General features: G+C 64.7%; 30 protein-coding genes. 14 read left to right on the top strand and 16 right to left on the bottom strand.

The features are described from left to right. Positions 1–293, bottom strand: a 293-nt coding sequence (locus tag ACU8YE_RS17665; protein ID WP_446929267.1) for a hypothetical protein, incomplete at its 3' end; no start/stop codon positions are given. A 180-nt stretch (positions 294–473) separates the two neighbouring features. Between ACU8YE_RS17665 and ACU8YE_RS17660 the strand changes: the two genes are divergently transcribed. Continuing rightward, positions 474–1,805, top strand: a complete 1,332-nt coding sequence (locus tag ACU8YE_RS17660) for an MFS transporter (protein ID WP_446929266.1) — start codon at positions 474–476, stop codon at positions 1,803–1,805. Between the two features lie 49 nt (positions 1,806–1,854). On the opposite strand, the gene ACU8YE_RS17655 is transcribed toward ACU8YE_RS17660, so the two are convergent. After that, positions 1,855–2,607 (bottom strand): oxidoreductase, encoded by a 753-nt coding sequence (locus ACU8YE_RS17655; RefSeq protein WP_446929265.1) that lies wholly within the window; start codon positions 2,605–2,607, stop codon positions 1,855–1,857. A 311-nt stretch (positions 2,608–2,918) separates the two neighbouring features. Between ACU8YE_RS17655 and ACU8YE_RS17650 the strand changes: the two genes are divergently transcribed. Further along, the gene (locus tag ACU8YE_RS17650) at positions 2,919–3,203 is read left to right on the top strand and encodes an HU family DNA-binding protein (RefSeq protein WP_003272088.1); all 285 of its coding nucleotides are present in this window, start codon (positions 2,919–2,921) and stop codon (positions 3,201–3,203) included. 98 nt (positions 3,204–3,301) lie between these two features. Here the strand turns inward: ACU8YE_RS17650 and ACU8YE_RS17645 are convergent, their stop codons facing one another. The 8 genes from ACU8YE_RS17645 to ACU8YE_RS17610 form a co-directional block, all read right to left on the bottom strand. Continuing rightward, positions 3,302–3,880, bottom strand: coding sequence for a HutD/Ves family protein (locus ACU8YE_RS17645; protein ID WP_446929264.1), 579 nt, complete (start codon positions 3,878–3,880; stop codon positions 3,302–3,304). Further along, positions 3,877–4,830: a formimidoylglutamase gene (gene hutG, locus ACU8YE_RS17640; RefSeq protein WP_446929271.1), complete on the bottom strand. Its 954-nt coding sequence runs from the start codon at positions 4,828–4,830 to the stop codon at positions 3,877–3,879. Before hutG ends, ACU8YE_RS17645 begins: the two co-directional genes overlap by 4 nt. A 2-nt stretch (positions 4,831–4,832) precedes the next feature. Further along, positions 4,833–5,633 carry an amino acid ABC transporter ATP-binding protein gene (locus tag ACU8YE_RS17635; protein WP_316878698.1) on the bottom strand — a complete coding sequence of 267 codons (801 nt, stop codon included), beginning with the start codon at positions 5,631–5,633 and terminating at the stop codon, positions 4,833–4,835. After that, positions 5,630–6,298, bottom strand: a complete 669-nt coding sequence (locus ACU8YE_RS17630) for an amino acid ABC transporter permease (protein WP_012762742.1) — start codon at positions 6,296–6,298, stop codon at positions 5,630–5,632. Before ACU8YE_RS17630 ends, ACU8YE_RS17635 begins: the two co-directional genes overlap by 4 nt. Before the next feature lie 18 nt (positions 6,299–6,316). After that, positions 6,317–7,081 (bottom strand): glutamine ABC transporter substrate-binding protein, encoded by a 765-nt coding sequence (locus tag ACU8YE_RS17625; protein ID WP_446929263.1) that lies wholly within the window; start codon positions 7,079–7,081, stop codon positions 6,317–6,319. A 60-nt stretch (positions 7,082–7,141) separates the two neighbouring features. Next, positions 7,142–7,912, bottom strand: a complete 771-nt coding sequence (locus tag ACU8YE_RS17620; RefSeq protein ID WP_260802065.1) for an IclR family transcriptional regulator — start codon at positions 7,910–7,912, stop codon at positions 7,142–7,144. A gap of 109 nt (positions 7,913–8,021) precedes the next feature. Continuing rightward, positions 8,022–8,552, bottom strand: a complete 531-nt coding sequence (locus ACU8YE_RS17615; protein ID WP_446929262.1) for a hypothetical protein — start codon at positions 8,550–8,552, stop codon at positions 8,022–8,024. Further along, a complete protein-coding gene (locus ACU8YE_RS17610) occupies positions 8,543–8,710 on the bottom strand; it encodes a hypothetical protein (RefSeq protein WP_232040856.1) in 168 nt (55 codons plus the stop codon). Before ACU8YE_RS17610 ends, ACU8YE_RS17615 begins: the two co-directional genes overlap by 10 nt. Before the next feature lie 94 nt (positions 8,711–8,804). Between ACU8YE_RS17610 and ACU8YE_RS17605 the strand changes: the two genes are divergently transcribed. From ACU8YE_RS17605 to ACU8YE_RS17595, 3 genes are all read left to right on the top strand, one after another. Beyond that, complete coding sequence (locus ACU8YE_RS17605; RefSeq protein ID WP_316870088.1) at positions 8,805–9,347, top strand: ester cyclase; 543 nt, start codon at positions 8,805–8,807, stop codon at positions 9,345–9,347. A 145-nt stretch (positions 9,348–9,492) separates the two neighbouring features. After that, positions 9,493–10,422, top strand: coding sequence for a DUF2167 domain-containing protein (locus tag ACU8YE_RS17600; protein ID WP_446929261.1), 930 nt, complete (start codon positions 9,493–9,495; stop codon positions 10,420–10,422). A gap of 3 nt (positions 10,423–10,425) precedes the next feature. Further along, entirely contained in the window at positions 10,426–11,145 is a 720-nt protein-coding gene (locus ACU8YE_RS17595; protein ID WP_112183829.1) for a site-2 protease family protein, read from the top strand. A gap of 53 nt (positions 11,146–11,198) precedes the next feature. On the opposite strand, the gene sodB is transcribed toward ACU8YE_RS17595, so the two are convergent. Both sodB and xseA read right to left on the bottom strand, forming a co-directional pair. Then, positions 11,199–11,777 (bottom strand): superoxide dismutase [Fe], encoded by a 579-nt coding sequence (gene sodB, locus ACU8YE_RS17590; protein WP_009241368.1) that lies wholly within the window; start codon positions 11,775–11,777, stop codon positions 11,199–11,201. Positions 11,778–11,924: 147 nt separating this feature from the next. Beyond that, a complete protein-coding gene (gene xseA, locus ACU8YE_RS17585; RefSeq protein WP_446929260.1) occupies positions 11,925–13,334 on the bottom strand; it encodes an exodeoxyribonuclease VII large subunit in 1,410 nt (469 codons plus the stop codon). 1,074 nt (positions 13,335–14,408) lie between these two features. Here xseA and ACU8YE_RS17580 point away from each other — a divergent pair. The 7 genes from ACU8YE_RS17580 (at position 14,409) to ACU8YE_RS17550 (ending at position 19,583) form a co-directional block, all read left to right on the top strand. Beyond that, positions 14,409–15,029, top strand: a complete 621-nt coding sequence (locus ACU8YE_RS17580) for a MotA/TolQ/ExbB proton channel family protein (protein ID WP_045202714.1) — start codon at positions 14,409–14,411, stop codon at positions 15,027–15,029. 28 nt (positions 15,030–15,057) lie between these two features. Continuing rightward, positions 15,058–15,486: an ExbD/TolR family protein gene (locus tag ACU8YE_RS17575; RefSeq protein ID WP_232040860.1), complete on the top strand. Its 429-nt coding sequence runs from the start codon at positions 15,058–15,060 to the stop codon at positions 15,484–15,486. A 30-nt stretch (positions 15,487–15,516) separates the two neighbouring features. After that, positions 15,517–16,566, top strand: a complete 1,050-nt coding sequence (gene lpxK / locus ACU8YE_RS17570; protein WP_316878691.1) for a tetraacyldisaccharide 4'-kinase — start codon at positions 15,517–15,519, stop codon at positions 16,564–16,566. Between the two features lie 69 nt (positions 16,567–16,635). Then, positions 16,636–16,824, top strand: coding sequence for a Trm112 family protein (locus tag ACU8YE_RS17565; RefSeq protein ID WP_316878690.1), 189 nt, complete (start codon positions 16,636–16,638; stop codon positions 16,822–16,824). Between the two features lie 16 nt (positions 16,825–16,840). Then, positions 16,841–17,647, top strand: coding sequence for a 3-deoxy-manno-octulosonate cytidylyltransferase (gene kdsB / locus ACU8YE_RS17560; protein ID WP_232040862.1), 807 nt, complete (start codon positions 16,841–16,843; stop codon positions 17,645–17,647). Positions 17,648–17,993: 346 nt separating this feature from the next. Beyond that, positions 17,994–18,662, top strand: coding sequence for an adenylate kinase (gene adk / locus ACU8YE_RS17555; RefSeq protein ID WP_024974894.1), 669 nt, complete (start codon positions 17,994–17,996; stop codon positions 18,660–18,662). Between the two features lie 162 nt (positions 18,663–18,824). Beyond that, positions 18,825–19,583 (top strand): 3-hydroxyacyl-CoA dehydrogenase, encoded by a 759-nt coding sequence (locus ACU8YE_RS17550; RefSeq protein WP_446929259.1) that lies wholly within the window; start codon positions 18,825–18,827, stop codon positions 19,581–19,583. 14 nt (positions 19,584–19,597) lie between these two features. Here ACU8YE_RS17550 and ACU8YE_RS17545 read toward each other — a convergent pair whose 3' ends face one another. Continuing rightward, on the bottom strand, positions 19,598–20,494 hold the full coding sequence (locus ACU8YE_RS17545; RefSeq protein WP_232040865.1) for a LysR family transcriptional regulator: 897 nt from the start codon (positions 20,492–20,494) through the stop codon (positions 19,598–19,600). Positions 20,495–20,613: 119 nt separating this feature from the next. Between ACU8YE_RS17545 and ACU8YE_RS17540 the strand changes: the two genes are divergently transcribed. Continuing rightward, the gene (locus ACU8YE_RS17540) at positions 20,614–21,645 is read left to right on the top strand and encodes a bile acid:sodium symporter family protein (protein WP_316870095.1); all 1,032 of its coding nucleotides are present in this window, start codon (positions 20,614–20,616) and stop codon (positions 21,643–21,645) included. On the opposite strand, the gene ACU8YE_RS17535 is transcribed toward ACU8YE_RS17540, so the two are convergent. Genes ACU8YE_RS17535 through tsaE form a run of 3 tightly spaced genes read right to left on the bottom strand, consistent with a single transcriptional unit; the run spans position 21,646 to position 24,290 of the window. Next, positions 21,646–22,191, bottom strand: a complete 546-nt coding sequence (locus ACU8YE_RS17535; protein ID WP_260802074.1) for a GNAT family N-acetyltransferase — start codon at positions 22,189–22,191, stop codon at positions 21,646–21,648. A gap of 3 nt (positions 22,192–22,194) precedes the next feature. Further along, positions 22,195–23,718 (bottom strand): N-acetylmuramoyl-L-alanine amidase, encoded by a 1,524-nt coding sequence (locus tag ACU8YE_RS17530; RefSeq protein ID WP_260802075.1) that lies wholly within the window; start codon positions 23,716–23,718, stop codon positions 22,195–22,197. Then, positions 23,712–24,290 (bottom strand): tRNA (adenosine(37)-N6)-threonylcarbamoyltransferase complex ATPase subunit type 1 TsaE, encoded by a 579-nt coding sequence (tsaE, locus tag ACU8YE_RS17525; protein ID WP_433867591.1) that lies wholly within the window; start codon positions 24,288–24,290, stop codon positions 23,712–23,714. Before tsaE ends, ACU8YE_RS17530 begins: the two co-directional genes overlap by 7 nt. A 16-nt stretch (positions 24,291–24,306) precedes the next feature. On the opposite strand from tsaE, the gene queG reads away from it, so the two are divergent. Continuing rightward, positions 24,307–25,464, top strand: coding sequence for a tRNA epoxyqueuosine(34) reductase QueG (gene queG, locus ACU8YE_RS17520; RefSeq protein ID WP_446929258.1), 1,158 nt, complete (start codon positions 24,307–24,309; stop codon positions 25,462–25,464). Positions 25,465–25,714 lie beyond the last annotated feature (250 nt).

Here is a 25,714-nt window from a genome sequence, read left to right as displayed (position 1 = left end):
CGGCCACCCCAACCGCGATGGCACCCCCAGCAGCCGCCCCCGCCAATCCACACGCTGCCGAACACCGGCGCCGCGTAAACCGGCGCTGGGTAATAGGCCGGCCCATAGTAGTAATAGGGATCGTACGGATACGCAGCCGCTGGCGCCGGCGCCACGGCCATCGGGGCGATCGGGTTGCGGTAGGCGTCGTAATACGGGGCGACCACGCAGCCGCCCAGCAAGACGACCGCGCACGCGACCAGCGCGCCCGGCAGGATGGCGGCACGGCGGCCAAGTTGCGATGCGCGGTCCATGATGTGCTCCGTTGGATGCATGTGCATATGCGTTCGACAGTGTTCGGCTGCTTCAATTCCAAGGACTTCGTATGCCGCCGCAGCGAATCCTTGCCGGATCACTTACCATGACCGCTTCGCCGCCCGCGCTGGGGAGAGATCGAGGCAGGCGATGCCCATAAAACACTGGAGGACACATCCATGCAAGCCACGGCAGCGCCCACCCACGGCGATCGGGCAGCGGCACCGGCCATCTCTGCGGCCACCCGACGCAAGGCCATCATCGCCGCCACGATCGGCAATGGCCTCGAATGGTTCGACTTTACGGTTTACAGTTTCTTCGCCGTCATCATCGCCAAGCTGTTCTTCCCCACCGGCAACGACTTCACCTCGTTCATGCTGACCGTCGCCACGTTTGGCGTGGGCTTCTTCATGCGCCCGGTCGGCGCCGTCGTGCTCGGCATCTACGCTGACCGCGTGGGCCGCAAGGCCGCACTCACGCTCACCATCATGCTGATGGCGATCGGCACGGCCATCATCGGCCTCGCCCCCACATACGCGCAAATCGGCATCGGCGCACCTATCCTCATCGTGATCGCGCGGCTCATCCAGGGCTTCTCGGCCGGCGGTGAAGTCGGTGGAGCCACGGCGTTCCTGATCGAGTATTCACCGGACAACAGGCGCGGCTACTTCGCGAGCTGGCAGCAGGCGAGCCAGGGCATCTCGTTCATCCTGGGCGCCGCCATGGGTGCGATCGTCACGAATAGTCTGTCGCCCGAACAGATCGATGCATGGGGCTGGCGCATTCCGTTCCTGTTCGGTCTGCTGATCGGGCCGGTCGGCATGTACATCCGCTCGCACCTGCACGAGCCGCCCGCGTTCGCAGCGCAGAAGGAAAAGGCCGCGAAGGAGTCGCGTCTGGCACCGCTGTCGCAAGTGCTGCGCGATCATCCGCGCGAAGTGCTCGGCGGCCTGGGTGTGACGATTCTCTGGACGGTCTGCACCTACACGCTGGTGTTCTACATGCCGACGTATGCGAAGCAACAGCTCGGTCTGCCGCTGGGCGCGACGTTCCAGTCGACGGCGCTGTGCGGCGCGATCATCTTCGTGCTGTGCCCGCTCATGGGCACGCTGTCCGACCGCATCGGGCGCAAGCGCATGCTGGGCACGGTGGCACTCGTCATTGCAGCTGCGGCGTATCCGCTCTTCCACTGGCTCAACGTCAACCCGACGGTGCAGACCCTGCTGCAGGTGCAGGTGATCCTGGGTGTGTTGCTGGCGGCATTCACGGGCCCGGCTCCGGCCGTGCTGGCCGAGCAATTCCCGACGGCGGTGCGCTCGACCGGCCTGTCGATTTCGTACAACCTGGCGGTCACGATCTTCGGTGGTTTTGCTCCGCTGATCGTGACATGGTTGATTGCCAGTTCTGGCAGCAAGCTGGCACCGTCGTACTACGTGATGGCCGCGGCGATCATCAGCGTGCTTGCGCTGTCGCTGATGCACGACCGCACGGGCAAGCCGATCGAAAAGTAATCGCTTGAAGTAGACCCCGCGCGAAACACGAGCGAAAACGGCCGGTGGATCACCCCACCGGCCGTTCGTCTTTTGCGCCCAGCAACGCTGCGTTTTCCAGTACACGCACGCCCGGCGCATCCACGCGCGCCGCCATGACGAGCGCTGCCGCCACCGATTCCGCCGACACCGGTCGCCATGTCTTCGGAATCATCCATCCGATTGCATGCGACACGCCTTGCGCAGCGCGTTCACCGAGCCGAAATTCTGCGCGCGCGCCGAGCAGCAATGACGGCCGAACCACCGTCACGGACGGAAAGCCGACCGACAGGATTTCCGCTTCCACCTCGCCCTTGCAGCGGTTGTAGAAAACCCGCGAGTGCGCATCGGCGCCCAACGCGCTCACCAGCAAAAAATGATGCGCACCCGCAGCAAACGCGCGCCGCGCCAATTCGACCGGATACTCGACATCAACGCGCCGGAATGCTCCCTGCGAGCCAGCCTTCCGGATCGTCGTGCCAAGCGCGCAGATCACGATATCGGCGGCAAACGCAGACTGCGTTTCGGGCGCATCCAGGCGTTCAAAATCGACCACGCATTCGCGCAATCGACCGGGTGCTGCCTGCCCCGCTGTCAAGGCCGCGCGCCGCCGTACAAACGCCGTGACGCTGCCCGCCCAGGGCTGCGCAACCAGACGACGCACCACCGCGCGGCCCACCAGCCCGTTGGCGCCGGCCACCAGAACGGCCGGTCCGCGGGGTTGCTCCGGCGATTCGCCGCCGGCCGCGAAGCCTTGTCCGACAGGCATTTGCGAACTCGACATGATGTTCTCCATGAAGTTTGCACGGGCCCAGAAACACAGTGTACGGCGTCTGCCGAACCGGTTTTCGGCAGCGCCGCCTGCGCGCTTTCGGTGCGTTTTCGGCAAGAAGGACGCTTGCGGAAATGCAAACAAACCCCGTCGATATCAGGTGTTTCCCGGATACCCGCCCGCAAACCCAGGCGGGACAAGTGTCGGCTGCAAGCAACGGCCCGCAAACCCTTGCAGTTAGGGGATGTGCAACCCTTCGCAACGGTGATATAAAACGGGTCGCAGTACAACGCTGTCCAACAAACCTGAAGTGGGGAACTGACATGACGACCAAATCCGAACTCGTAGCCGCCATTGCGAAAGACGCTGAACTGAGCAACGCCGCCGCCGAGCGCGCGCTGAACTCCGCGCTGGAAAACATCAAGAAGACCGTCGCCAAGGGCGGCACCATCACGCTGGTTGGCTTCGGTTCGTTCTCGTCGGGCAAGCGTGCAGCACGCACGGGCCGCAACCCGCGCACCGGCGAAGCCATCAAGATCCCGGCAACCAAGACCGTGAAGTTCACGGCTGGCAAGGGCTTCAAGGACGCCGTGAACAAGAAGAAGTAAGAGTCTTCTGCCGAGCCCGGCATGCGTGCCGGGCCGGGAGACTTGCAAGGGACCCTACCGGGTCCCTTTTCTTTTGGTGCGTTTGATCTGGCGCAACGTCATGCGACCGGCCACACACCCACCAGATAACCGACCGAACCGACACGCGCGACAACGGTGTCCGGATCGCCCTCGGCATCCAGCCATGCAGCCGCGCCCTGTGGTACTTCGCCCGCGCCGATCGACAGCCCGCCGTGCACGCAATACACCAGCCATTGCATGCGCGGATGCAAGCGCGGCAGCGCGCGGCGCTCGCCGGCAGCCAGGGTAATCGCCTCGGCGTGATGCGCCCAGGCGTCGCGCCGCGTCATCACGTTGAAATCCGACAGCGGCGCATCGAGCGTGGCATGCACGTCCGCTTCCCCGGGAAAGCGCACCGGCGCTTCACCAGGGGCCAGCATCACGGCTTCGAAGTCGGCACGATGCATCGTCAGCCGGCCGCCCGCAATCACCGCAAGCGATCGGTCAATACCGGCAAAGCGCGAGAACGGCCCGGCCGCATCCACCTGCGCGGTGCTCACGCGCCAGTCGAAATTGTCGAGCGTGGCGCCAGCCGGCGCGATGGCGATTTCGGTCGTGACGCCGCCGCCGTTCTTCCACGGCATGCGGCGCATTGCATCTGCAGGAATCAGCTTCATGAGCGGCGCAACAGGTGATAGGCCAGACGCGCCGCCACGCGCAGGGTGCGACGGTCCTGGTCGTATTCGGGATTGGTCTCGGCGATGTCCGCGACGCGCACCTTGCCGGTGGCGCAGACATGCTGCACGAGGGCTTCGAGCACTGGCAGCGTGATTCCGTAGGCCGCAGGTGCAGACACCCCCGGCGCCACGGCGGCGGCCAGCACATCCATGTCGATGGTCAGGTAGACGTGATCGGCATCGGCCAGCCATGCATCGAGGTCGGCCATGCGGGCATCGAGGTGCCGCTCCTGCACGTCGGTGTCTTCTACGTAGTGCGCGTGCAGTGCATCGGCGCGCTCGAACAGCGCGGGCGTGTTCGACAAGCGGCTCACACCGAGGCAGCAATACGTGAGGTCGACGCTGTGTGCGGCGCAGTCTTCTGCGATCTGGTCGAACGGCGTGCCGGAGTTGCCCGGGCGGCTTGTGCGCAGGTCGAAATGCGCATCGAAATTGACGACCGCAAGACGCCCCCTCCAGCCTTGTTTCTGCCAATGCTGACGCAGGCCCTGGTAGGTGCCGAACGCCACCTCGTGTCCCCCACCGAGCACGACCGGCTGCGCACCGGCATCGAGCAGCTTGCACACGGTGCCGCCAAGCGCGGCCTGCGCGCGTTCCAGATCGCCGTCTTCACACGTGACATCTCCCGCGTCGGCGAGCACCGACAGCCCATGCGCGGGAACATTGGCCAATGCACGGCGGATTTCGCGCGGGCCCTGCGCAGCACCGGCGCGGCCGTGGTTGCGCACCACGCCCGCGTCGCACGCAAACCCGACCAGCGCGGGCACGCCAGACAACGTTGTCGCATCAGCCGCTTGCACGATCTGGAACAGGCGCGTCACGTCACCGCGTTCGCCGGTGTCGTCACGCCCCTGCCAGATGGAAGCATCGAACGTAGCAGCTTCGGTCATCGTCATGCGCGTGTCAGCACCGCTTGCAGGAACGAACGCGTGCGCGCTTCCTTGGGCTCGCCAAAGATGACCGACGGCGGGCCAGCTTCGACGATGCCGCCGCCGTCCATCACCACCACCACGTCGGCCACTTCGCGTGCGAAGCCCATCTCGTGCGTGACCACGAGCATCGTCATGCCTTCCTTGGCAAGCACCTTCATCACCTGCAGCACTTCGCCAACGAGTTCCGGGTCGAGCGCAGATGTCGGCTCGTCGAACAGCATCACCTTGGGCCGCATCGCCAGCGCACGGGCAATGGCCACGCGCTGCTTCTGTCCGCCTGAGAGGCTGGCAGGCATCGCGTCAGCCTTGTGCGCCAGGCCCACTTTCTGCAGCAGCTCGCGCGCTTCGGTCTCAGCTTCGTGCTTGGACTTGCCACTCAGCATGCGCGGGCCAACGGTGACGTTGTGCAGTACCGAAAGATGCGGAAACAGGTTGAACGACTGGAACACCATGCCGACCTGCTGCCGCAGCTGATTCAACTCGCCATCGGGCAGCAACTTGCCGTTGTCGATCAGGCGCTTGCCGCAGATGTCGATGGTGCCGCCTTCTGCGGTTTCCAGCCCGTTACAGCAACGCAGGAACGTGCTCTTACCCGAGCCGCTGGGGCCGATGACGACCACCACCTGTGAGGCGTCGACGTCAAAGTCGATGCCCTTGAGCACGGTGTGATCGCCATACGATTTGGTGAGCCCGCGGATCTGGATCATGGGGACATCCAGCGCGGACTTGAGTGTTTGCGGGTTCGCATTCGTCATGTTCATTGCACCATGCCTCCCGCACGGATGTTGCGTTCAAGGCGATGCAGCAGATAGCTGGCGGCGCTCGTCAGCACCAGGTACACCAGCGCAATCGCCAGATACACCTCCAGCGAGCGATACGACACGCTGATGATCTTCTGCCCTTCGTGCATCAGGTCGTGGATCGTGAGCAGCGACACCAGCGCCGAGTTCTTGATCAGCGCGATGAACTCGTTGCCCAGCGGCGGGATCATCCGCACCACGGCCTGCGGCAGGATGATCGCGCGCATCGACTGCGCCGACGACATGCCGATCGAGCGTGCCGCCTCCATCTGCCCGCGATCCACCGACTGGATCGCACCGCGCACGATTTCCGACACATAGGCGCCCGAATACACGCCCAGCCCCAGCACGCCGCACACGAATGCCGGCAGCAGGATGTCGAACTGCGGCAGCCCGAAAAACAGCAGGAAGAGCTGCACCAGCAGCGGCGTGCCACGGATGAACGTCACGTACACCGTGCAGATGCCGTAGATGAATCGGCGGCGCGGGTTCAGCCGCCCGATGCCGATCAGCAAGCCAAGCACGCAGCCGAGCACCAGCGCGGCGGCCGTCACCTCAACGGTCACGAGCGCACCGCGCAGAATGTCGTGCCAGCCGGCCCAGACAGGAGAAAAATCCAGTTCCATCAGTGTGTCCGTCGGTCGTTACTTGGCGGTGGCGCCAAACCACTTCTTGACGATCTGGTCGTATGTGCCGTCGGCTTTGATCTTCTCCAGCGCGGCGTTCAGTGCCTTGGTCAGCTCCGGCTGGTCGCGGCGCACGGCGATGCCGTATTCCTCCGTCGTCAGCGCGGGCTCAACCAGGCGCAGACCCGGACGTGCCTTCACGTAGTACGCGGCTGCGGGGCGGCCCGTGACAGCAGCATCGGCGCGGCCGATCTCGACGAGGTTGAACATCTGCTCGTTCTTCTCGACCTCCACGCGTTCGACCTTGGGGTAGTTCTCGCGCAGGTAGTTGACCGACTTGGTGCCCACCTGCACGCTGACCTTCTTGCCGTTCAGATCCGCCGGCGTCTTGATGGCCGTGTTGCCTTGCTTGACCATCGCGACCAGACCGCCGTGGTAGTACGGCACCGTGAAGTCGACCACCTTCTTGCGCTCTTCCGTGATGTAGATGCCCGAGATGGCCACGTCAAAGCGGCGCGATATCAGGCCCGGGACGAGGCCCTTGAAGTCGATGTCGGTCCACTCGACCTGACGGCCCATGGTGCGGGCCAGCGCTTCGATCATGTCTACATCAAAGCCGGTGCGCTTGCCGTTTTCGACAAACTCCATCGGTGCGAAGGTGGCGTCGGTGGCCACGCGCAGTGGCTCGCCAGCAGCGTGCGCAGCGGTTGCGAAAGACGCCGCAGCGGACAACGCCACGGCACAAGCCAGCATCGAACGCATGAAGTGACGACGATTCCCCATGAGTGGTCTCCTTGTGTGATGCATGTGGGGTGAGAAAAAAGAGTCGGAAAAATCAAAAATTCAAATGTCCTGCAGCCGCGCAGAAATGGACGCAGCCGCCGCAACGGTCATGTCGATCAGGCGCTGCTCCTTGCCGCGCACGCGCGTTGCCGGCGCCATCAACGTGATGGAGCCGAGTGCGTGGCCGGGCAGCCGGAACACCGGCACGCTCACGCCCCAAACGCCGGGATCGACCTCGCCTTCGGACAGCGCATAGCCCGCGGCGCGAATGTCAGCGAGTTCGGTTTGCAGTTGCGCCTGGGTGTCGGTATCGACGGCCAGTAAGTCGGCGAGGATGGCGCGCGCGGCAGCAGGCGGCATGAACGCGAGCAATGACTTGGCAGAGGCGCCGGCCAGGAGGGGCACGCCGCGCCCCTTCTCGAATGAGCAGCGCAGCGATTGCTGGCTCTCGACCATCTCCAGGCAGACGGCCTGGTCCTTCACGGCCACGACCAGCCCCACCGATTCGCCCGACTCGGCCACGAGTTTGGCCATGCCGATGCGCGCTTCCTGCACAAGATGCGAAGCGTGGTCGAAACCGAGTGCGAGTTGCAGGCTGATCGGGCCCGGAGCATAGGTGCCAGCCGATTCCAGCACAAAGCCCCATCGCTTGAGCATCGCCACCTGGCGGTACAGCGTGCTCTGCGGCAGGCCGGTCAGTTCGACCAGCTCGCGCGCTGCAACCGGGCGGCCGTGGCGCGCGATGGTCGCGAGCACCATCAGCACGCGGTCCGAACCGCTGGTAGCGGCAGCGGATTGTGCTGGCGAAGGGGCCAAGCCCGGCTCGGTCATCGCGAAACTCCGTCGAGTGATGTTGCGACGGAGAATGCGACGATTTTCTCAATAGATCAACGCAACATTCCCATCCACCGGGAATGAATCACGAATTCGGTATTAACACCTAGGACGCGTCGGTCACATTCCAGGCTTCCTCGTCCAGGCGCGCCTCCAGAAACGCGACGACGGCGTGGGCGGATGCCTCGCTGCGGCAGGTCGCGAGCGCGGCGTACAGCGGTGCGGCCAGGCCGTTGAGAAAGTCGGTCGGCGCTTCCGGACCTTCGGCGAGATAGCGTTGCAAGGCCGAGAATGCCCCCGCCTGGCTCAGGCGCCAGTCGGCAATCGAGGCCTGCCGCACGTGGCGCGGCGCAAATGGCTTGGCAGGCGCAGGCTGGAGCGGCGGCTTGAGCATGGACACCGTCTTGATTGGCGCGCGGCTTGCGACATGACCCTCGGCGATCAGGCGCGCGAGGTCTTGGGCGCGGTCCTCGATATCGGGGCCGGCACTGCTCAACTGCGCCAGGATGTCCGCCGCGCAGCGTTCGCCATTGACGAGCAGCAGGATCGCCCGCTGCCGATGCGTTAGGTGCCCACTGCGCGCCTGCAGCTCCTGCGTGCCGCGCTCCGTGCGCGACAGGATGTGGCTCAGATCCACCGTCCCCTCCCTTGTTTTTTATGCGTCTGTTCGATGAAGGGCCAGTCTAGAAAAACCCGGCGCGGCGCGGACCATTTGAATGCCGTATGGCGCGCGATACCGACTATCACGTGCGCGGCATTGCGTTCGCGCAGGCGACCGGCATGGCGATCGATCATCAAATCTGGATTGAAACCAGATCGACTCACAGGGCCTTTATCGTCTGCGATTGGAAATCTACAGTGCAGCGCTTCACAACCAACGGAGTCCACCATGCTCATCCGCCCCGCCTTGCTCGCCGCCGCCGTGCTGACGCTGCCCGTCCTCGCAATGGCACCCGCAGCCATTGCGTCAACCTCCGATGCTGATCTCATCCGCGCGGACCACGTCGCTGCGCCTGACACGCCGCAGGCTGCAGCCGCCGTGCTGGCCGCACGTCGCTACGCCACCTTCTGGCATACCGGCGATGCTCGCTATGCCACGCAGGCCCTGTCGCCCGCATTTGTCGACCGCACATTGCCCGCCGGGCGCGTGCAGGGCACGCAAGGCCCGCTCGATGCGTCCAAGGCGTTCCGCACCGCCGTGCCCGACATGCGCGTGGAAATCGAAGACATGGTCGTTGCCGGCGACCGCGTTTCGGTTCACCTGCGCTTTCGCGGACACTTCACCGGAGAGTTCGGCCGCGCGCACGGGCAGAACCAGCCGATCGACTTCCAGGCCTTCGACCTGTATCGCATTGCCGACGGCAAGATCGCAGAAAACTGGCACCTGGAAGACAACCAGACGCTGCTGCGGCAGATGGGCCTTCAACCGTAATCCTCACGGCTTCATTAACGCCCATTAACAGCTCAACTCCCCGCTCCCGCTATGCTTCGGCCCAGCTTGCAGACCGCCTGGCGGCTGCGCAAGCATGAGAAGAATCGAGCCAATCAACACACAAGAACATCTTCGGGAGAAGCACATGGGAAAGGGGTTTCAGGGCGCGTTGCGCACCTGGGCGGGCGCACTCGCCTGCACGGCGGTGCTAGGTGCGATGGGCATGATGGGCGCTACGTCAGCCCACGCGCAACCGGCCAGCGATCCGCAGCAGGAAATGAAGCAAGCCTGGGCTGCAGCCAAGGCTGCCGCGAAGGTGGGCCCCACCTCGATCGAACTGCGTGACCAGGCCACGCTCAAGATCGGCAAGGATAAGGTCTTCATTCCGCAGCCGGCCGCCGGGCAGCTCATGCACGCCATGGGCAACAGCAACAACCCCGACATGCTGGGCCTGGTCATGCCCACCAGCGACGAAGACGAATGGATGGTCGTCGCCAAGTACGAGGCCTCGGGCTACATCAAGGACGATGACGCCCGCGACTGGAACGTCGACGATCTGTACAAATCGCTCAAGGAAGGCACCGCCGCCGCCAACGAAGATCGCGAGAAGCGCGGCATCCCCGCACTGGAAATCCAGGGCTGGGTCGAGCGTCCGCACTATGACGCCGCCACGCACCGCCTCATCTGGTCGATGGCTGCACGCTCCAAGGGCCAGCCGGCAGATGACCCCGGCGCGGTCAACTACAACACCTACGCACTGGGCCGCGACGGCTACATCAGCCTGAACCTGATCACCGGCCGCGACCATGTCGACGCCGACAAGCCCGCCGTGCAGAAGCTGCTCGCCGATCTCGATTTCAAAGATGGCAAGCGGTACACCGACTTCAACGCGAAGACCGACAAGGTGGCCGAGTACGGGCTGGCAGCGCTGGTGGGTGGCATCGCCGCCAAGAAGCTGGGCCTGTTTGCCGTGATGGCTGCGTTCCTGGCCAAGTTTGCGAAGGTGGCGATCCTGGCGGTGGCAGGCTTTGGCGCGGCCATCGCGAAGTTCTTCAAGCGCAAGCCGAGCGCATAAGCCGTGGCCAAGCTGCTGATCCTGCTGTTTTCAGGGCTGAAGTTCGGCAAGCTGCTGACCACCGGCGGCACGATGCTGCTGTCGGTGGCCGCCTATGCCTTCGTGTTCGGCTGGCGCTATGCGGTGGGCTTCGTGGTGCTGCTGTTCATCCACGAGATGGGCCACTTCATGGCGGCACGCCAACGCGGGCTGGCCGTGGGGGCGCCCACCTTCATCCCGTTCGTGGGCGCATGGATCGACCTGAAAGAGCAGCCGATGGATGTCGAAACCGAAGCCCACATCGGCTTGGCTGGCCCCGTCGCCGGCACGGTCGGCGCGATGCTTTGCTACGGGCTTGCGCGCTACACCGACAGCCAGTTGCTGCTGGCGCTGGCCTACGCCGGCTGCTTCCTCAACCTGTTCAACCTGATCCCGCTCTCACCGTTTGACGGTGGACGGATTACGGCGGTGCTGTCGCCGCGCATCTGGTTTCTGGGGGTGCCGGTGCTGGTGGCGCTGTTCATCTGGCGACCGAGTCCGATCCTGATCCTGATTGCGGTGCTTGCGGTGCCGCAGTTGATGAAGGCTTGGCGTTACGACCCGCATGCGCCCGAAAACCGCGCGTACTACAGCATCTCGAACGAATCGCGCCTGACCTACACGGTGTATTACATCGGCCTGGTCGTCTTTCTGGCGATGATGAGCCACGAGTTGCACGACATGCTCGGCAGCGTGCGCGCATAAAAAAACCTCCGCTTGTGCGGAGGTTTTTTCTTGGGTCGCCGGAGCGATTCGCCTTAGGCGAAGTTCTTCGCAACGAAGTCCCAGTTGACCAGGTTCCAGAACGCCTCGACGTACTTCGGACGGGCGTTGCGGTAGTCGATGTAGTAGGCGTGTTCCCACACGTCGCAGGTCAGCAGCGGCTTGGCGTCGGTCGTCAGCGGCGTGGCGGCGTTCGAGGTCGACACCAGATCCAGCGAGCCGTCGGCCTTCTTCACCAGCCAGGCCCAGCCCGAACCGAAGGTGCCGATGGCCGTCTTCGTGAACTCTTCCTTGAACTTGTCGAAGCTGCCCCACTTGGCGTTGATGGCGTCAGCCAGCGCGCCGGTCGGAGCGCCGCCGCCTTGCGGCTTCAGGCCGTTCCAGTAGAACGTGTGGTTCCAGACCTGTGCGGCGTTGTTGAACACACCGCCCGAGGACTTCTTGACGATGTCTTCGAGGCTCAGGTTCTCGAACTCGGTGCCCTTGATCAAGTTGTTCAGATTCGTGACGTAGGTCTGGTGGTGCTTGCCGTAGTGGAACTCCAGCGTTTCCTTGGAGATGTGCGGCGCCAGAGCGTCTTGGGCGTACGGCAGCGGGGGGAGCGTGTGTTCCATTGTTCTTGCCTTCTGTGGGTTGTACAGGTTGGGAGCGACGATTGTAGGAGACTTGCAAAACCGGCGCAAACCGCATGCCAAATAGTGGGAATACCCGCTAAACGCGTGCGGAATCGCGATCGTTGCCGCGATAAGGTCATGCGCCGGTCACAGTTCGAGCTTCGGTTGCACGCGGGCGATTTCGATGTCGGCCGTACCGTGCGCCAGCCGCGCCTCGATACGTGCCCGGGCATGCAGGGCGTTCGGATCGCGGATGGCATGGCCTTTGGCATCGAGCAGCACCGCATAACCGCGCTCCAGCGTGCGTTGCGGCGCCAGCAGTTCCAGCCCGCTGTGCTGACGTGCCAGGCGCTCCTGCGCGCGAGCCAGCCCGTCTCGCATGACGCGTGCCAGCGTCGCTTCGGCTTGCTGCAGGCGCGTGCGCTCTCGCGTGGCGTCGGGGCGGGCTGCGGCCAGGCGCATCGTTAGCAGACGCTGCTGGTGTTCCGCGCGCTGCACGCGGCCTGTCAGGGCGAAGCGCAGGCGGCCTTCGAGATGAGCGAGCTGCGTGCGGCGTTCGCGCATCTGCGCCTGCGGGCTGCGCAGGCGGCGCGCGAGCCAATCGACGGTCTGCGCGCGGCGATCTAGCTGACGGCGCAACTGTGCCGAGAGCGCATCCCAGTCGCGCCCCACATCGCGCAGCATGCGAGCGCGATCGGGGCTGACGAGTTCGGCGGCCGCAGTCGGCGTGGGCGCCCGCACGTCGGCCACAAAATCGACGATGGTCACATCCGTCTCATGCCCAACGCCCGCCACAATGGGAATGTCCGATGCGGCCACGGCGCGTGCCACCGGCTCTTCGTTGAAGGCCCAAAGATCTTCAATGCTGCCGCCGCCCCGGCACAGGATGACAACGTCGACCTCTGCCCGGGCATTGACCCGTTCCAGCATGGCCGCGATGCGCTCTGACGCCCCGGCACCCTGCACCGGCACGGGATACACCTCCACCGGCACGTGCGGCGCGCGCCGGCGCAGCGTGGTCAGCACGTCGCGCAAGGCCGCCGCCTGCAGCGACGTCACCACGCCAATCGCACGCGGATGCCGCGGCAGGGGCCGCTTGCGGTCGGCGTCGAACAAGCCTTGCGCCTCCAGCGCGGCCTTCAGCCGCAGGAAGGCCTCATACAGATTGCCCAAGCCGGCCCGGCGGATGGCTTCGACGCTCAATTGCAGCTCGCCGCGCGCTTCGTACAGCGTGACCAGCGCGCGCACCTCGACGGCCTCGCCTTCGCGCGGGGTGAAATCGGCGTACTGGTTGCGGCCCTTGAACATCACGCAGCGGATCTGCGCGCCTGCGTCCTTGAGCGAAAAATACCAATGGCCGCTGGCCGCGCGCGTGAAGTTCGAAATCTCACCGCGCACCCATCCCAGCGGAAAGTTGCGCTCAAGCAGCCCCGCAATGCGGCGGTTGACGTCACTGACGGTAAGCACATCCTGCGAGCCCCGAGTCGGTGCAGACGCAGCGGCTGGTGCGGCCGCCATCTCAGGTGTGGATGCGGGCGTGGGTGCGGTGGCATCCATCCAGAATGGGCGGCGGGAAGACGGCGGCGGGGTCATAAGTGGTGCGGGGAGCGCAAAACGATGAGGCTTCGGGGCGACTTCTACCTTGAATAGGGGAGGCAACCGACGCTGGGTGGGCTACCTGTCCACAGCATAACTTCCTTGTCAAGCTTGACAGCGGGCGGGTGACTCGCTCTCTGCATTTTGACGCAACCTGTTGATTCTTATGAAAAATCCACCCATGTCAAAATTTCAGCAGCGCAAGTAATTTCGTTCTGCGTCAAGCATTTAGCCACGGCGCCCCAAGGATGTTCACAAAGTTATCCACAGCGGCGCTGGAAAACCACGATGTGACGCCTGGGCAGTGGATAAATCGGCCGTCGATTCTCACACGTTCGCGGCGGGTATCCCCATTTTTTCGTGCGAATGCCCGCTGCACAATTTTTAGGCGCACCACCGAGCGCCCTTTTGAATCAGTCACTTAAGGTGCTTGTCCGGGCAATGTCCACAACCCGTCCACAGGACTGTCCCGTGCCGGTGTGGATTTCCTTGCGCTTTTTCGAGGCACAGCCTCGTTCTTCTCCAAATCCGCGCCAAAACCCTGGCTGCCTCATTTTTAAGCACACCATTGGACTTCCTTTCAGATCAAGCACTTAGCGTGCTTGTTGAGGCAATGTCCACAACCCATCCACACAACTGTCCCGCAGCGATGTGGATTACTCGCCGTTTTACCGGGTCCGTGGGCGTTTGCTCACGGAGTGGCCACCGAATTGCCGCTTGCACATTTTTTAAGCACGACACCGAACTCCCTTTCGCATCAAGCACTTAGTTTGCTTGTTCGGGCAATGTCCACAACCCGTCCACAAGACTGTCCCGCGCGGCTGTGGATTGTGCGGTCAGCATCTTTCGTGACAGCGCGTTGACCATCGTCTGCGCCTGTCGCGATGCTGCGCCATCGTGTTGCCGTGGCAGGTCCGACGCGCTAGAGTGCTGCCTGTTTTTGCCGCAACGGACAGCGTTCGGGGACGCGGACGGCATAAGCAGCAAACCAGAACAGAATCACACTCCTTCTACAACGACAAAACGGGTTGTCCAGTGTTTTCCATCATTCAAGCCGCCGGCTGGCCAATCTGGCCGCTGTTGATCGCCTCGGTGCTCGCGCTCGCGCTCATCATCGAACGCTTCGTCGCCCTGCAACGCAAGAAGATCATTCCGCCCAAGGTGTATGACGAGGCGCTGGCCGTCGCGCATCAGCGCCGTGCCACGCCAGAAGTGGTGAACACGCTGGAACAGGGCTCGCCGCTGGGCCGGCTGCTGGCCGCAGCGCTGCGCCACGTGGTGCTGCATCCGAACACCACGCGCGATGCCGCCAAGGAAGTGGTGGAAGAAGCCGGCCAGAATGTTGCCCACCGCCTGGAGCGCTATCTGAACGCGCTCGGCACGATTGCCTCGGTGGCGCCGCTGATGGGCCTGTTCGGCACGGTGGTCGGCATGATCGAGATCTTCGGCAGCCAGACCGCCGCGGGCACGAACCCGCAGGCGCTGGCGCACGGTATCTCGGTCGCGCTGTACAACACCGCGCTGGGCCTGGTGGTGGCCATCCCGACACTGATCTTCTGGCGCTACTTCCGCGGCGTGGTGGATAACTACGTGGTCGAGCTGGAGCACCTCTCCACCACGTACCTCGACGCGATCCTGCCGCCGCGGCGCGGCTGATCCGGGCAACGCCCTACTGGAAACAGCCATGCGCTTCCGCCCGCGCCGTGCCCGCGAAGAGCCGGAGATCAACCTGATCCCGCTGATCGACGTGCTGCTCGTGATCCTCATTTTTCTGATGATCACGACCACGTATTCCCGCTACACCGAACTCAAGGTCAACCTGCCTACCGCCGAGGCTGAAAAAGCCACCGAGCGCCCGGGCCAGATCGTTGTGTCCGTCACTGCCAACGGCGTCTACTCTGTCGACAAGCAAGTGCTCGACACGCGCGACGTCACCAGCCTGGCCGACGCCCTGCGCAATGCCGCGGGCAAGACCGGGGGCCCGGAGCCCATCGTCATCGTCAACGCCGATGCGCAAGCCGCGCACCAGGCGGTGGTGAATGTCATGGAAGCCGCGCGGGTGGCCGGTCTGTCGCACCTGACCTTCGCCACGCAAACCGGCAACGCCCGCTGAGAGACCGTCTCTAAACCACAATCACACCGCATGCCCGTCGCCCAGCACCGCCTCGCCAGCTTCGTCACCCGCCAATGGCAGCAACGCGGCTGGTTTGCTTGGGTGATGTGGCCGCTGTCTTGGCTGTTTGGTGCGGTGAGCGCGCTGCGCCGGCTGCTGTTTCGCACCGGCGTGCTGCGCTCGGTGCGGCTGCCGATGCCGGTGGTGGTGATCGGCAACGTGACGGTGGGCGGGGCCGGCAAGACGCCCGCCGTGATTGCGTTGGCGTCGGCACTGGCTGAAGCCGGCCTGCGGCCGGGCATCGTCTCGCGCGGCTACGGTGCGCAACTGAAGCATCCGCGCCCTGTGCGCGAACACTCCCGCGCAGAAGACGTCGGCGATGAACCGCTCTTGATCGCGCGTGCCACCGATCTGCCAGTGTGGGTCTTTCCCGATCGCGTGCTGTGCGCGCAGACGCTGCTGGCCTCGCACCCGGGCTGCAACGTGATCGTCTGCGACGACGGCCTGCAGCACTATCGCTTGCGCCGCGATATCGAAATCATCGTGTTCGACACGCGCATGGGCGGCAACGGCTTTCTGCTGCCCGCCGGCCCGCTGCGCGAGCCGATGGCGCGCCGCCGTGACGCCACGCTCATCAACGACCCGAACTACCGCGCCACGCCCGACCGCCCGAACGTCTTTGGCATGCACCTCGAACTGCAGGACGCGTACAACCTGGCCGACCCGGCGCTGCGCCGCCCGCTCGCCCAGTTCGCACGCATCGAAGGCGGACAATTGCTTGCCGCGGCCGGCATCGGCAACCCCGAGCGGTTCTTCGCCTCGCTACGGGCCGCCGGCCTCAAGCCGAGCACGCTGCCGCTGCCCGATCACTACGATTTCGCCGACAGCCCCTTCACCGACAGCCACGCCGAGGTCATCCTGATCACCGAAAAGGATGCCGTAAAATGCGGCCATCTCGACGACCCGCGCATCTGGGTGGTGCCGACCACACCGGTGGTCGACCCGGCGCTGGTCGAACAGGTCTGCCAGCGCGTACGCGCCCTGGCCGATCGCGCAACGCTCAAGGCAAGCGCACAATAACGCCACCCCATCCGCTGTACCGGCGCGCCGCCCTACCGTTTGGGCGGCCGCCACGGAGCCTCTACCGCCATGGACAATCGCCTGCTGGAAATCCTCGTCTGCCCGTTGTGCAAGGGCACGCTGCAACACGACCGCACCAACAACGAACTGATCTGCCACGTCGACAAGCTGGCCTACCCGATCCGCGACGGCATCCCGGTCATGCTGGCCGATGAAGCGCGCCAGACTGTGGAAGGCACGCCGGTCGATCCGGCCTGATACGAGGGTCGCCGCCATGTCGCACGCGCCGTTCATCGCTGTCATTCCCGCGCGGCTGGCGTCCACGCGGCTGCCCAACAAACCGCTGGCCGACATCGACGGCAAGCCGATGGTGGTGCGCGTGGCTGAACGCGCGCATCAGTCGTCTGCCGCGCGCGTGGTGGTCGCCACCGATGCGGCGTCGGTCGCCGATGCCTGCATGCAGCATCACGTGGAAGCCGTGCTCACGCGCGCCGACCACGCCTCTGGCACCGACCGTCTGGCCGAAGTGGCCACCGTGCTGGGCCTGCCCGATGACGCCATCGTCGTCAATGTGCAAGGCGACGAACCGCTGATCGCACCGACGCTGATCGACAACGTGGCTGCGCACCTGCGCGACCACCCCGACTGCGCCATCGCCACCGCTGCCCACCCGATCCATGACCCGGCCGACGTGTTCAATCCGAACGTGGTCAAGGTCGTGCTCGACGCTGCCGAACGCGCACTGTTGTTCTCGCGCGCGCCGCTGCCCTGGGCGCGCGACACCTGGACGCCCGCGGTCATGGCGCGGTCCGTTGCTGAGCGCCCGCTGCCAGCCATGCCCGTGCTGCGCCATATCGGCATCTACGCGTACCGCGCCGGATTCCTGCGCCGCTTCCCGCAATTGGCCGCTGCCCCGATCGAACAAACCGAGCAGTTGGAGCAGCTACGCGCCATGTGGCACGGTGAGCGCATTGCCGTGCTGACCACGAATGACGCCCCCGCGGCCGGTGTCGACACCCCCGAAGACCTCGCCCGAGTGCGCACTGCCTGGGCCGAACTGCTGACCCAGGACGGCCCCTGAAGCCGCGATTTCTCTGAACTTTGCGCGTGGGGCTGCCAAAACCCCGGCCCCGCCATGGCATAATCGCGAGGACGACAAGCCGCATGACGGCGCCCACGCAGGCGCCACAGCGGCGACAGGGAGACAAATCGAGCCATGGGTGCCGCCGTCCGGCGGACGCCTGATTCCCCAGAGTCCGGTAAGGCTGGCGTCAACTTCGCCCGCTAGGCTGCCTGTTTGCGTCGATTGCGTCGCCATGGCTTGATCACCAGGCGTATTGGGAATCCGCCCTCTCGGACCGATTCCCAACGCGCTTCAAACAGCCTGACAGCGCGACAAGATTCGAAAACTTGAGGAACTCGTCACCATGCGGTTGATTCTGTTGGGCGCGCCCGGCGCCGGCAAAGGTACGCAAGCCAAATTCATCTGCGAAAAGTTCGGCATTCCGCAGATATCCACCGGCGACATGTTGCGCGCGGCCGTCAAGGCCGGTACCCCGCTGGGTATCGAAGCGAAGAAGGTGATGGATGCCGGCGGCCTGGTGTCGGATGACATCATCATCGGCCTCGTAAAAGACCGCCTGCAGCAACCTGACTGCAAGAACGGCTACCTGTTCGACGGCTTCCCGCGCACCATTCCGCAAGCGGAAGCCATGAAAGATGCCGCAGTGGCAATCGACTACGTGCTGGAAATCGACGTACCGTTCGACGCCATCATCGAGCGCATGAGCGGTCGCCGCGTGCACGTGGCATCGGGCCGCACGTACCACATCAAGTACAACCCGCCCAAGACCGAAGGCGTGGACGACGAAACCGGCGAAGCGCTGATCCAGCGCGACGACGACAAGGAAGAGACCGTGCGCAAGCGCCTGGACGTGTACGAGAACCAGACGCGTCCGCTGGTGGACTACTACTCGCAGTGGGCGGCGAACGGCAATGGCGCCGCGAAGGTCGCGCCGCCGAAATACCGCAAGATCAGCGGCGTGGGCAACGTCGACGAGATTACCGCCCGCGTATTCGGCGCCCTGCAAGACTGAGCGCCTTCCCGCCCCGACCCGCTGACGAAAAGCGGCGCCTCCTGACGAGGCGCCGTTTTTTTTTTGCGCGATCACCAGTGGCTTCGCGATACCATATGACGCTGAACTTGACGCGAACGTAAACGTCAAGTAACTCGCAAACCACAACCAAGGAGACACGGCATGGAGATTCGCGATCAGGTATTCATCGTCACCGGCGGCGCGTCGGGACTGGGCGCAGGCACTGCGCGCACGCTGACCAAAGCCGGCGGCAAGGTGGTGATTGCCGACCTGAACGAGACCGCCGGCGCGGCGCTCGCGCAGGAACTGGGCGGGCGCTTCGTGCGCTGCGACGTCGCCTCGGAGGCCGACGGCCAGGCGGTGGTGGAGGCCGCCACATCGCTGGGCACGCTGCGCGGGCTGGTGAACTGCGCGGGCATTGCCACGGCGTCGCGTACGGTGGGCAAGACGGGGCCGCATCCGCTGGACCAGTTCGCACGGGTGATCAACATCAACCTGGTCGGCACGTTCAACATGATCCGCCTGGCCGCAACGGCCATGGCCGGTAACACGCCAAACGCGGGGGGCGAGCGCGGCGTGATCATCAACACGGCATCGGTGGCAGCGTTTGACGGGCAGATTGGCCAGGCGGCCTACGCAGCATCCAAGGGCGGCGTGGTGGCGATGACGCTGGCGATTGCACGCGACCTGTCGCGCGACGGCATCCGCGTGATGACGATTGCGCCGGGCATCTTCGAAACGCCGATGCTGCTGGGCATGCCGCAGGAAGTGCAGGACGCGCTGGGCAAGATGGTGCCGTTCCCGCCGCGCCTAGGTAAGCCGGCGGAGTATGCGCAGCTCGCTCGCGCGATCGTCGAGAACCCGATGCTCAATGGCGAAACCATCCGCCTGGATGGCGCCATCCGCATGCAGCCGAAATAAGCGCGGCGGTCAAGTCACGAGGTGGCTGGCAGCGCCATCCGGCGAATCATCTGCCACGCCGCCTCGGCCGCCGGCGAGAGCGAGCGATCCTGCCGACGCGCCAGCACAATGGCGCGCGTTTCCTTTGGCGACAGCGGCACCGCCACCAAGGGCGACGAAGACGGCAGCGGCAACGACAGCGACGGCACCACGCCCGCGCCGATACCCGCTTCCACCATGCCAAACACAGCGCTGCTGTGGCCCATCTCCTGCGCAACGTCAGGTTGAACGCCGTGGCGCAGAAAGATGCGGTCGATGAGCGGGCGGCTGCCCGAAGCGTGGTCGAGCAGGACGACCGCCGTGCGATGCAGATCTTTCCAGCGCACGCTGCTGCGTTGCGCGAATGGGTGATCCTTGCGACAGACGAGGCAGAACGGATCGATCAGCAGCGGCTCGGTCCATAGGCCTTCGGTATCGAGCGGTTCTACCACCACACCGAAATCTGCTCCACCTGTGCGGATCAATTGCAGCGTGTCGACCTGCACGGAGTCCCGCACGATCATGCGGATATCCGGATAGCGCACCGCGCACTCGGCCACGTAGACCGGCATCAATCGGGTCGACACCGTGGGGCTGGACGCCACCACCACGCGCCCGCGCCGCTGCTCGCCCACCTGGCGCGCCTGTTGCAACGTGTCGTCCAGGTCGGCGACGAGGCGGTCAAGCGCCGTCGCCAGCGAGCGCCCCACTTCCGTCAGCACGACTTCGCGGGTGGTGCGATCGAGCAGCTTCAGGCCTAGTTCGCCTTCCAGCTCGGAGATCGAGCGACTCACGGCCGGCTGTGTCAGGCCGATGGTGTCGCCCGCGCGACTGAAGCTGTGCGCACGTGCCACCGCAAGAAAGACGCGCAATTGGCGCAGGGTCACATTCATGCTGACTGCGTATGAATTGATTCGATCAATGCATTTGTATTCTAGATAGGGATGTTGTGCAATAGCGCCTATCCCGCCATCCAACCCGCGCCGTCACGTAACGGTGACTGCGCATGCACATGAAGATTCCGCTTTTGTCTCCGTTGTTGTCCCATATCGATGGGTTCATTCGCGCCATGCTGGTGATGGTCGCCCTCGCCCTCTTCTTCCCGGCGCTTGGCGCGAGCGACGGTCCGTTGCGGCTCGACATTGTCACCATCGTCGGCGTATCGCTGGTGTTCTTCCTGCACGGCGCAGCGCTCTCGCGCGAGAAGATCGTCGAAGGCGCGCGCAACTGGCGCCTGCATCTGTTCGTGCAAAGCTGCACATTCATCCTGTTTCCGCTGATCGGCGCGGTCATTCTGTTTGTCTGCAAGCCGTTCATTCCGGCTGAGCTGCTGCTGGGCGTGTTCTATCTGTGCGCGCTGCCGTCCACGGTGTCGTCGTCGGTGGCGATGACGGCCATGGCCAAGGGCAACGTGCCGGCCGCCATCTTCAACGCGACCATCTCGGGCCTGATCGGCATGATCGCCACGCCGCTGCTGATGAGCTTCGTGATCCAGGCCTCGGGCGCGGACCTGTCGGTCGGCAAGGCGCTGCTTGGCGTGGCCGAGCAACTGCTGCTGCCGTTCGTGCTGGGCCAGTTGCTGCGCCCGGTGCTCGGCGGCTTCATCAACAAACACAAGCCGATCATCAACAAGGTCGACCGCGCGGTCATCCTGCTGATCGTGTTCAACTCGTTTGCCGATTCGACGCACGCAGGCGTGTGGTCGAAGTATCCGTGGGAGACCATCGTGGCGGTGGCCGTCATGAGTGGTGCACTGTTGTTCGTCGTGCTGGGTGCGACGACGTGGCTGTCGCGGCGCGCGGGCTTCAACCTGGCCGACGAGATCACCGCCGTGTTCTGCGGCTCGAAGAAGAGCCTGGCGAACGGGGTGCCGATGGCGAAGATTCTGTTTGCCGGCAACCCCGCGCTCGGCCTCATCGTGCTGCCGCTGATGATCTATCACCAGTTGCAGTTGATCGTGTGCTCGACGCTGGCGCGCAGGTATGCAGATCGCGTTGCTCGCGCGGAGACCGGCGCCAGCGCCCCGGCCAGCCGCCCGGCTTGATCAGCGCAAGCCCATCAGACCCGCAAGTTCCGCTTCAGGCCAGTGGTAGGTGCGAACCCAAGCGTGCCCGCCATCGGCCGTCTCCAGCCAATCCCGGCTGACCGACACACCGCCCAGGGCTTCGTAGAAGCCGATCGCGGCGGTGTTCGCCTCGTACACCAGCAGATGCAGTTGTGTGATGCCCTGGGCCGCGGCCCAGCGCGCCGCTTCGCCCATCAGGCGCTTGCCGACGCCATGGCCACGTGAAGCCGGCAACAAATGCAGGTTGTCGACGAGCGCGCCCCACGGCGTGCCGTCTTCACGCAGAGCACAGAGAAAACCGATGGTCTCGCCGTCCAGATCGGCACACCACACGCATTGCCCGGCCACGGGCGTAGTCATGCGTTCACGCCACTTGGCCTGCATCTCAGCGTTGGCCACGCCGTCAAGATACGCGTCGGACAGGATGCCGAGCCCGCGATACGCGCTCTGCCAGCTTTGCGTGTGGATGTCGGCGATGGTGCTGGCGTCAGACGCCCCGCCGTCGCGCAATACAACCGTTGTCATTCGTCAGACGCCCGGGTTGCGCGACAGGGGCGGGTTCTTGGCGAAGTACGCCCGAATGCCGCGCAGGATGGCGTCGGCAAGCTGGTTCTGGTGGCCCAGGTCGTTGAGCTTCGCTTCTTCTTCCGGATTGGAGATGAAGGCGGTCTCGACCAGGATGGATGGAATGTCCGGCGCCTTGAGCACCGCAAACCCCGCCTGCTCGACCTGCCCCTTGTGCAGCCGGTTGATGCCGCCGATCTGGTCCAGCACCGCCTTGCCGACCTTCATGCTGTCGGTGATTTGCGCGGTGGTCGACAAGTCCAGCAGCACGCGCGTGACCTGCGCGTCTTTCGAGCCGAGATTCGCCCCGCCGATCATGTCAGCCGCGTTTTCCTTGTTGGCGAGCCACTTGGCCTGCGCGCTCGAAGCGCCGCGATCGGACAGCACGAACACCGATGCCCCGCGCGCCTCCGGTGAAAGAAACGCATCGGCATGAATGGAGACGAACAGATCCGCCTGCACGCGGCGCGCCTTCTGCACGCGCACGCCCAGCGGGACGAAGTAGTCGGAATCGCGCGTCATCATGGCGCGCATGTTGGGCTGGGCGTCGATCTTGGCCTTGAGCATGCGGGCAATCGACAGCACCACATCTTTCTCGTGCGTGCCGGCACCGCCCGTGGCGCCCGGGTCTTCGCCGCCATGGCCGGGGTCGATAGCGACCGTGAGCAGCCGGCGCATGCGGGGGCCGTTCGACGGCGCGCGCGGCACGGGTTGCTCGGGAATGATCTCCAGTGGCGGCGTGTTCGGCGCGTTGGCAAGCGTCGACGGAGGATTCGTAGACGTTGCGGGTGGCGCCTTGCGCGGCGGCGTGCGGCTGGCAAGCGCCGGGGGGTGCGGCTCTTCGATCGGCGGCTTGGTTGGGCTGCCACCGCTGCTGCGGCGTGCCAGAGCGGCGATGGGGTCGTCGTCATCCGACGCCGATGGCATCGGCGTACCGCCCGACGCAGCAAAACGCTCCTGCTTGCCCTCGGTGGCCTGCACGAGCTGCATCAGCGGGTCGGGCGGGTTGGTCGGGTACAGATCGAACACGAGCCGGTTGCGATAGCCCGCAATCGGCAGCAGCGTGAACACCTGCGGGTTGACGCTTTCCTTCAGGTCAAACACCAGGCGCACGACGCTCGGCCGGTTCTGGCCTACGCGCACCTGGCGGATGTACGGATCGTTCGGCGCGATCTTGGCAACCAGCTCGCGCAACGTCGGGTTCAGGTCCAGCCCGTCGATGTCGACCATCAGGCGATCTGGGTCCTTGATGAGCTGATGCGTGGCCTTGAGCGCGACGTCGGACTCGATGGTCACGCGCGTGTAATCCTGGGCGGGCCACACGCGCACGGCGACGATGTTGGCGCCGCGCGCAATCTGCGGGCCCACCAGGCTCAGGATGACCGTGCCTGCGCCGGCCTTCGCCATGCGCGTGAGCCATTGGCGGCGGGCCTGGCTCGGCAGGTTGGGATCATCCGGTTGGTCGGTCGGCAGATGCTTGATCAGCATGGGAACAGGTGTTGCAACGACTGTAGAAGTTGAAGGCCGGACTGCGTGCGTGCGCTCAGACGTGCCAGGCGCGGTGCATGCTCAACGCCGTCATCGTAGGTTTCGTGCACAACGTCGACCGATAAGGCGATGTGCAGATCGGGCGTGCCGAGCAGCGCCTGGGCTTTCTCGGGCCACTCGACCAGGCACAGCGCAGGTTCGGCAAAGCAATCGCGGAACCCGGCATCAGTCCACTCTTCGGGATCGGCAAAGCGGTACAGGTCGAAGTGATAGACCTTTTGCGTGCCTGTAGTTCCGGCAACATCGTACGGCTCGACCAGCGTATAGGTGGGGCTGCGCACGCGCCCGGTGTGTCCGAGGCCGCGCAGGATGGCGCGCGAGAGCGTCGTCTTGCCCGCACCCAGATCGCCCGAGAGTTGCACCTGCACGGGCCGCGGACCGAGTGCCAGCACGGCCTGCGCGAGCGCCGCGCCAAAAGCCAACGTGGCCGCTTCATCGACAAGCGAAAGCGTGCGCTCGGCGAGCGGAGGGGTCAGACCAGAAGGCGCGTCAGCAGGGAGCACGGTGGGCATTGCGTACAATTTGGGCATGTCCGCCACCCCCACGTCATCACCCGAAACGAACCTGGATGCGCGCTTGCCAGCCGATGAGGCCGGCATGCACGCGCTTGTGGCGCAGATCCGCTCCTGGGGTGCCGAACTCGGTTTCGATGCAATCCGCATCGCCGATGTCGACCTGTCGCACGCTGAAGAAGGGCTCCAGACGTGGCTTGCGCAGGGGTTTCACGGTGACATGGATTATATGGCGAACCATGGCATGCTCCGCGCACGCCCGGCCGAACTTGTTGCCGGAACGGTACGCGCCATCGTCGCGCGGATGCCGTATCTGCCACATCTGGCCGATCCGCGAACGGCCGGCAGCGACTGGCGCACCATCGAGTGGGACCGCCTGCGCCGCCCCGAAGACGCCACCATCTCGCTCTACGCACGTGGCCGCGACTATCACAAGGTGCTGCGCCAACGCCTGCAGAAGCTCGCAGAAAAGATTGCCGACGCCGTGGGGCCGTACGGTTTCCGCGTGTTCACCGATTCGGCGCCAGTGCTCGAAGTCGCATTGGCCACGAACGGCGGCCTGGGCTGGCGCGGCAAACACACGCTGCTGCTGGACCGCGATGCGGGCTCGATGTTCTTCCTCGGGGAAATCCTCGTCGACCTGCCGTTTCCCGTTGATCCGCCCGTGGAGCCCCACTGCGGCAACTGCACGCGCTGCATCGACGTGTGTCCTACGCAGGCCATCGTCGCGCCATACACGGTGGACGCGCGCCGTTGCATCTCGTACCTGACCATCGAGCACAAGGGCAGCATCCCGGTCGAGCTGCGGCCGGCGATGGGCAACCGCGTGTACGGCTGCGACGACTGCCAGCTCATCTGCCCGTGGAACAAATTTGCCGTGCCGGCCAACCTGTCTGATTTCGACGTACGCAACGGATTGGACGCGGCCACGCTGGCTGAACTCTTCCACTGGACCGACGCCGAGTTCAACCAGCGTCTGGAAGGCAGCCCAATCCGCCGCATCGGCCACGAGCGCTGGCTGCGCAACATAGCCGTGGCGATCGGTAACGCGCTGCGCGCTCCCCTGCCGGATACCACGCGCGCGCAACTGGTTGCCGCCTTGCAAGCACGCGCTGATGACGCATCGGAACTCGTGCGTGAACACGTGGCCTGGGCGCGGGCACAGACGACGTGAGCGCTCGCTCGGGTTAGGCACGCCAACTCAGCAGGACTGTGATGTGCCTTTAATCTGCCTTTCCAAGTTGTCACGCGGATTGGTTTAAAAATCCAACAAAACGCGCGGAGCACAAAACCGCGAATACCTGCTTAACGCTCTCGCCAGCGGGGCCTTATACCGCCTAGTACGCAAACGCTTGCGCATCAGGGCAGACACCAATTGTTTGCAAATAAAATATCGGGAAAATGGCGGCTTAATCTCAAACCGC

The sequence above is a fragment of the Ralstonia sp. VS2407 genome, assembly GCF_052950655.1.
The sequence above is the reverse complement of the archived record's forward strand: the minus strand, read 5'-3'. Positions and strand labels throughout refer to the sequence as shown.

What these genes read in the sequence shown, in the direction of transcription:
- ACU8YE_RS17635 (WP_316878698.1), bottom strand. Translation starts at nt 5,633, where the DNA reads ATGAACATGACGAATGCGAACCCGCAAACACTCAAGTCCGCGCTGGAT.
- kdsB (WP_232040862.1), top strand. Translation starts at nt 16,841, where the DNA reads ATGTCGCACGCGCCGTTCATCGCTGTCATTCCCGCGCGGCTGGCGTCC.
- ACU8YE_RS17535 (WP_260802074.1), bottom strand. Translation starts at nt 22,191, where the DNA reads ATGACAACGGTTGTATTGCGCGACGGCGGGGCGTCTGACGCCAGCACC.
- xseA (WP_446929260.1), bottom strand. Translation starts at nt 13,334, where the DNA reads ATGGATGCCACCGCACCCACGCCCGCATCCACACCTGAGATGGCGGCC.
- ACU8YE_RS17545 (WP_232040865.1), bottom strand. Translation starts at nt 20,494, where the DNA reads ATGAATGTGACCCTGCGCCAATTGCGCGTCTTTCTTGCGGTGGCACGT.
- ACU8YE_RS17610 (WP_232040856.1), bottom strand. Translation starts at nt 8,710, where the DNA reads ATGATCGATCGCCATGCCGGTCGCCTGCGCGAACGCAATGCCGCGCAC.
- lpxK (WP_316878691.1), top strand. Translation starts at nt 15,517, where the DNA reads ATGCCCGTCGCCCAGCACCGCCTCGCCAGCTTCGTCACCCGCCAATGG.
- ACU8YE_RS17630 (WP_012762742.1), bottom strand. Translation starts at nt 6,298, where the DNA reads ATGGAACTGGATTTTTCTCCTGTCTGGGCCGGCTGGCACGACATTCTG.
- ACU8YE_RS17565 (WP_316878690.1), top strand. Translation starts at nt 16,636, where the DNA reads ATGGACAATCGCCTGCTGGAAATCCTCGTCTGCCCGTTGTGCAAGGGC.
- ACU8YE_RS17660 (WP_446929266.1), top strand. Translation starts at nt 474, where the DNA reads ATGCAAGCCACGGCAGCGCCCACCCACGGCGATCGGGCAGCGGCACCG.
- ACU8YE_RS17645 (WP_446929264.1), bottom strand. Translation starts at nt 3,880, where the DNA reads ATGAAGCTGATTCCTGCAGATGCAATGCGCCGCATGCCGTGGAAGAAC.
- sodB (WP_009241368.1), bottom strand. Translation starts at nt 11,777, where the DNA reads ATGGAACACACGCTCCCCCCGCTGCCGTACGCCCAAGACGCTCTGGCG.
- ACU8YE_RS17540 (WP_316870095.1), top strand. Translation starts at nt 20,614, where the DNA reads ATGAAGATTCCGCTTTTGTCTCCGTTGTTGTCCCATATCGATGGGTTC.
- adk (WP_024974894.1), top strand. Translation starts at nt 17,994, where the DNA reads ATGCGGTTGATTCTGTTGGGCGCGCCCGGCGCCGGCAAAGGTACGCAA.
- ACU8YE_RS17655 (WP_446929265.1), bottom strand. Translation starts at nt 2,607, where the DNA reads ATGTCGAGTTCGCAAATGCCTGTCGGACAAGGCTTCGCGGCCGGCGGC.
- queG (WP_446929258.1), top strand. Translation starts at nt 24,307, where the DNA reads ATGTCCGCCACCCCCACGTCATCACCCGAAACGAACCTGGATGCGCGC.
- ACU8YE_RS17650 (WP_003272088.1), top strand. Translation starts at nt 2,919, where the DNA reads ATGACGACCAAATCCGAACTCGTAGCCGCCATTGCGAAAGACGCTGAA.
- ACU8YE_RS17550 (WP_446929259.1), top strand. Translation starts at nt 18,825, where the DNA reads ATGGAGATTCGCGATCAGGTATTCATCGTCACCGGCGGCGCGTCGGGA.
- hutG (WP_446929271.1), bottom strand. Translation starts at nt 4,830, where the DNA reads ATGACCGAAGCTGCTACGTTCGATGCTTCCATCTGGCAGGGGCGTGAC.
- ACU8YE_RS17600 (WP_446929261.1), top strand. Translation starts at nt 9,493, where the DNA reads ATGGGAAAGGGGTTTCAGGGCGCGTTGCGCACCTGGGCGGGCGCACTC.
- ACU8YE_RS17605 (WP_316870088.1), top strand. Translation starts at nt 8,805, where the DNA reads ATGCTCATCCGCCCCGCCTTGCTCGCCGCCGCCGTGCTGACGCTGCCC.
- tsaE (WP_433867591.1), bottom strand. Translation starts at nt 24,290, where the DNA reads ATGCCCACCGTGCTCCCTGCTGACGCGCCTTCTGGTCTGACCCCTCCG.
- ACU8YE_RS17575 (WP_232040860.1), top strand. Translation starts at nt 15,058, where the DNA reads ATGCGCTTCCGCCCGCGCCGTGCCCGCGAAGAGCCGGAGATCAACCTG.
- ACU8YE_RS17625 (WP_446929263.1), bottom strand. Translation starts at nt 7,081, where the DNA reads ATGGGGAATCGTCGTCACTTCATGCGTTCGATGCTGGCTTGTGCCGTG.
- ACU8YE_RS17620 (WP_260802065.1), bottom strand. Translation starts at nt 7,912, where the DNA reads ATGACCGAGCCGGGCTTGGCCCCTTCGCCAGCACAATCCGCTGCCGCT.
- ACU8YE_RS17530 (WP_260802075.1), bottom strand. Translation starts at nt 23,718, where the DNA reads ATGCTGATCAAGCATCTGCCGACCGACCAACCGGATGATCCCAACCTG.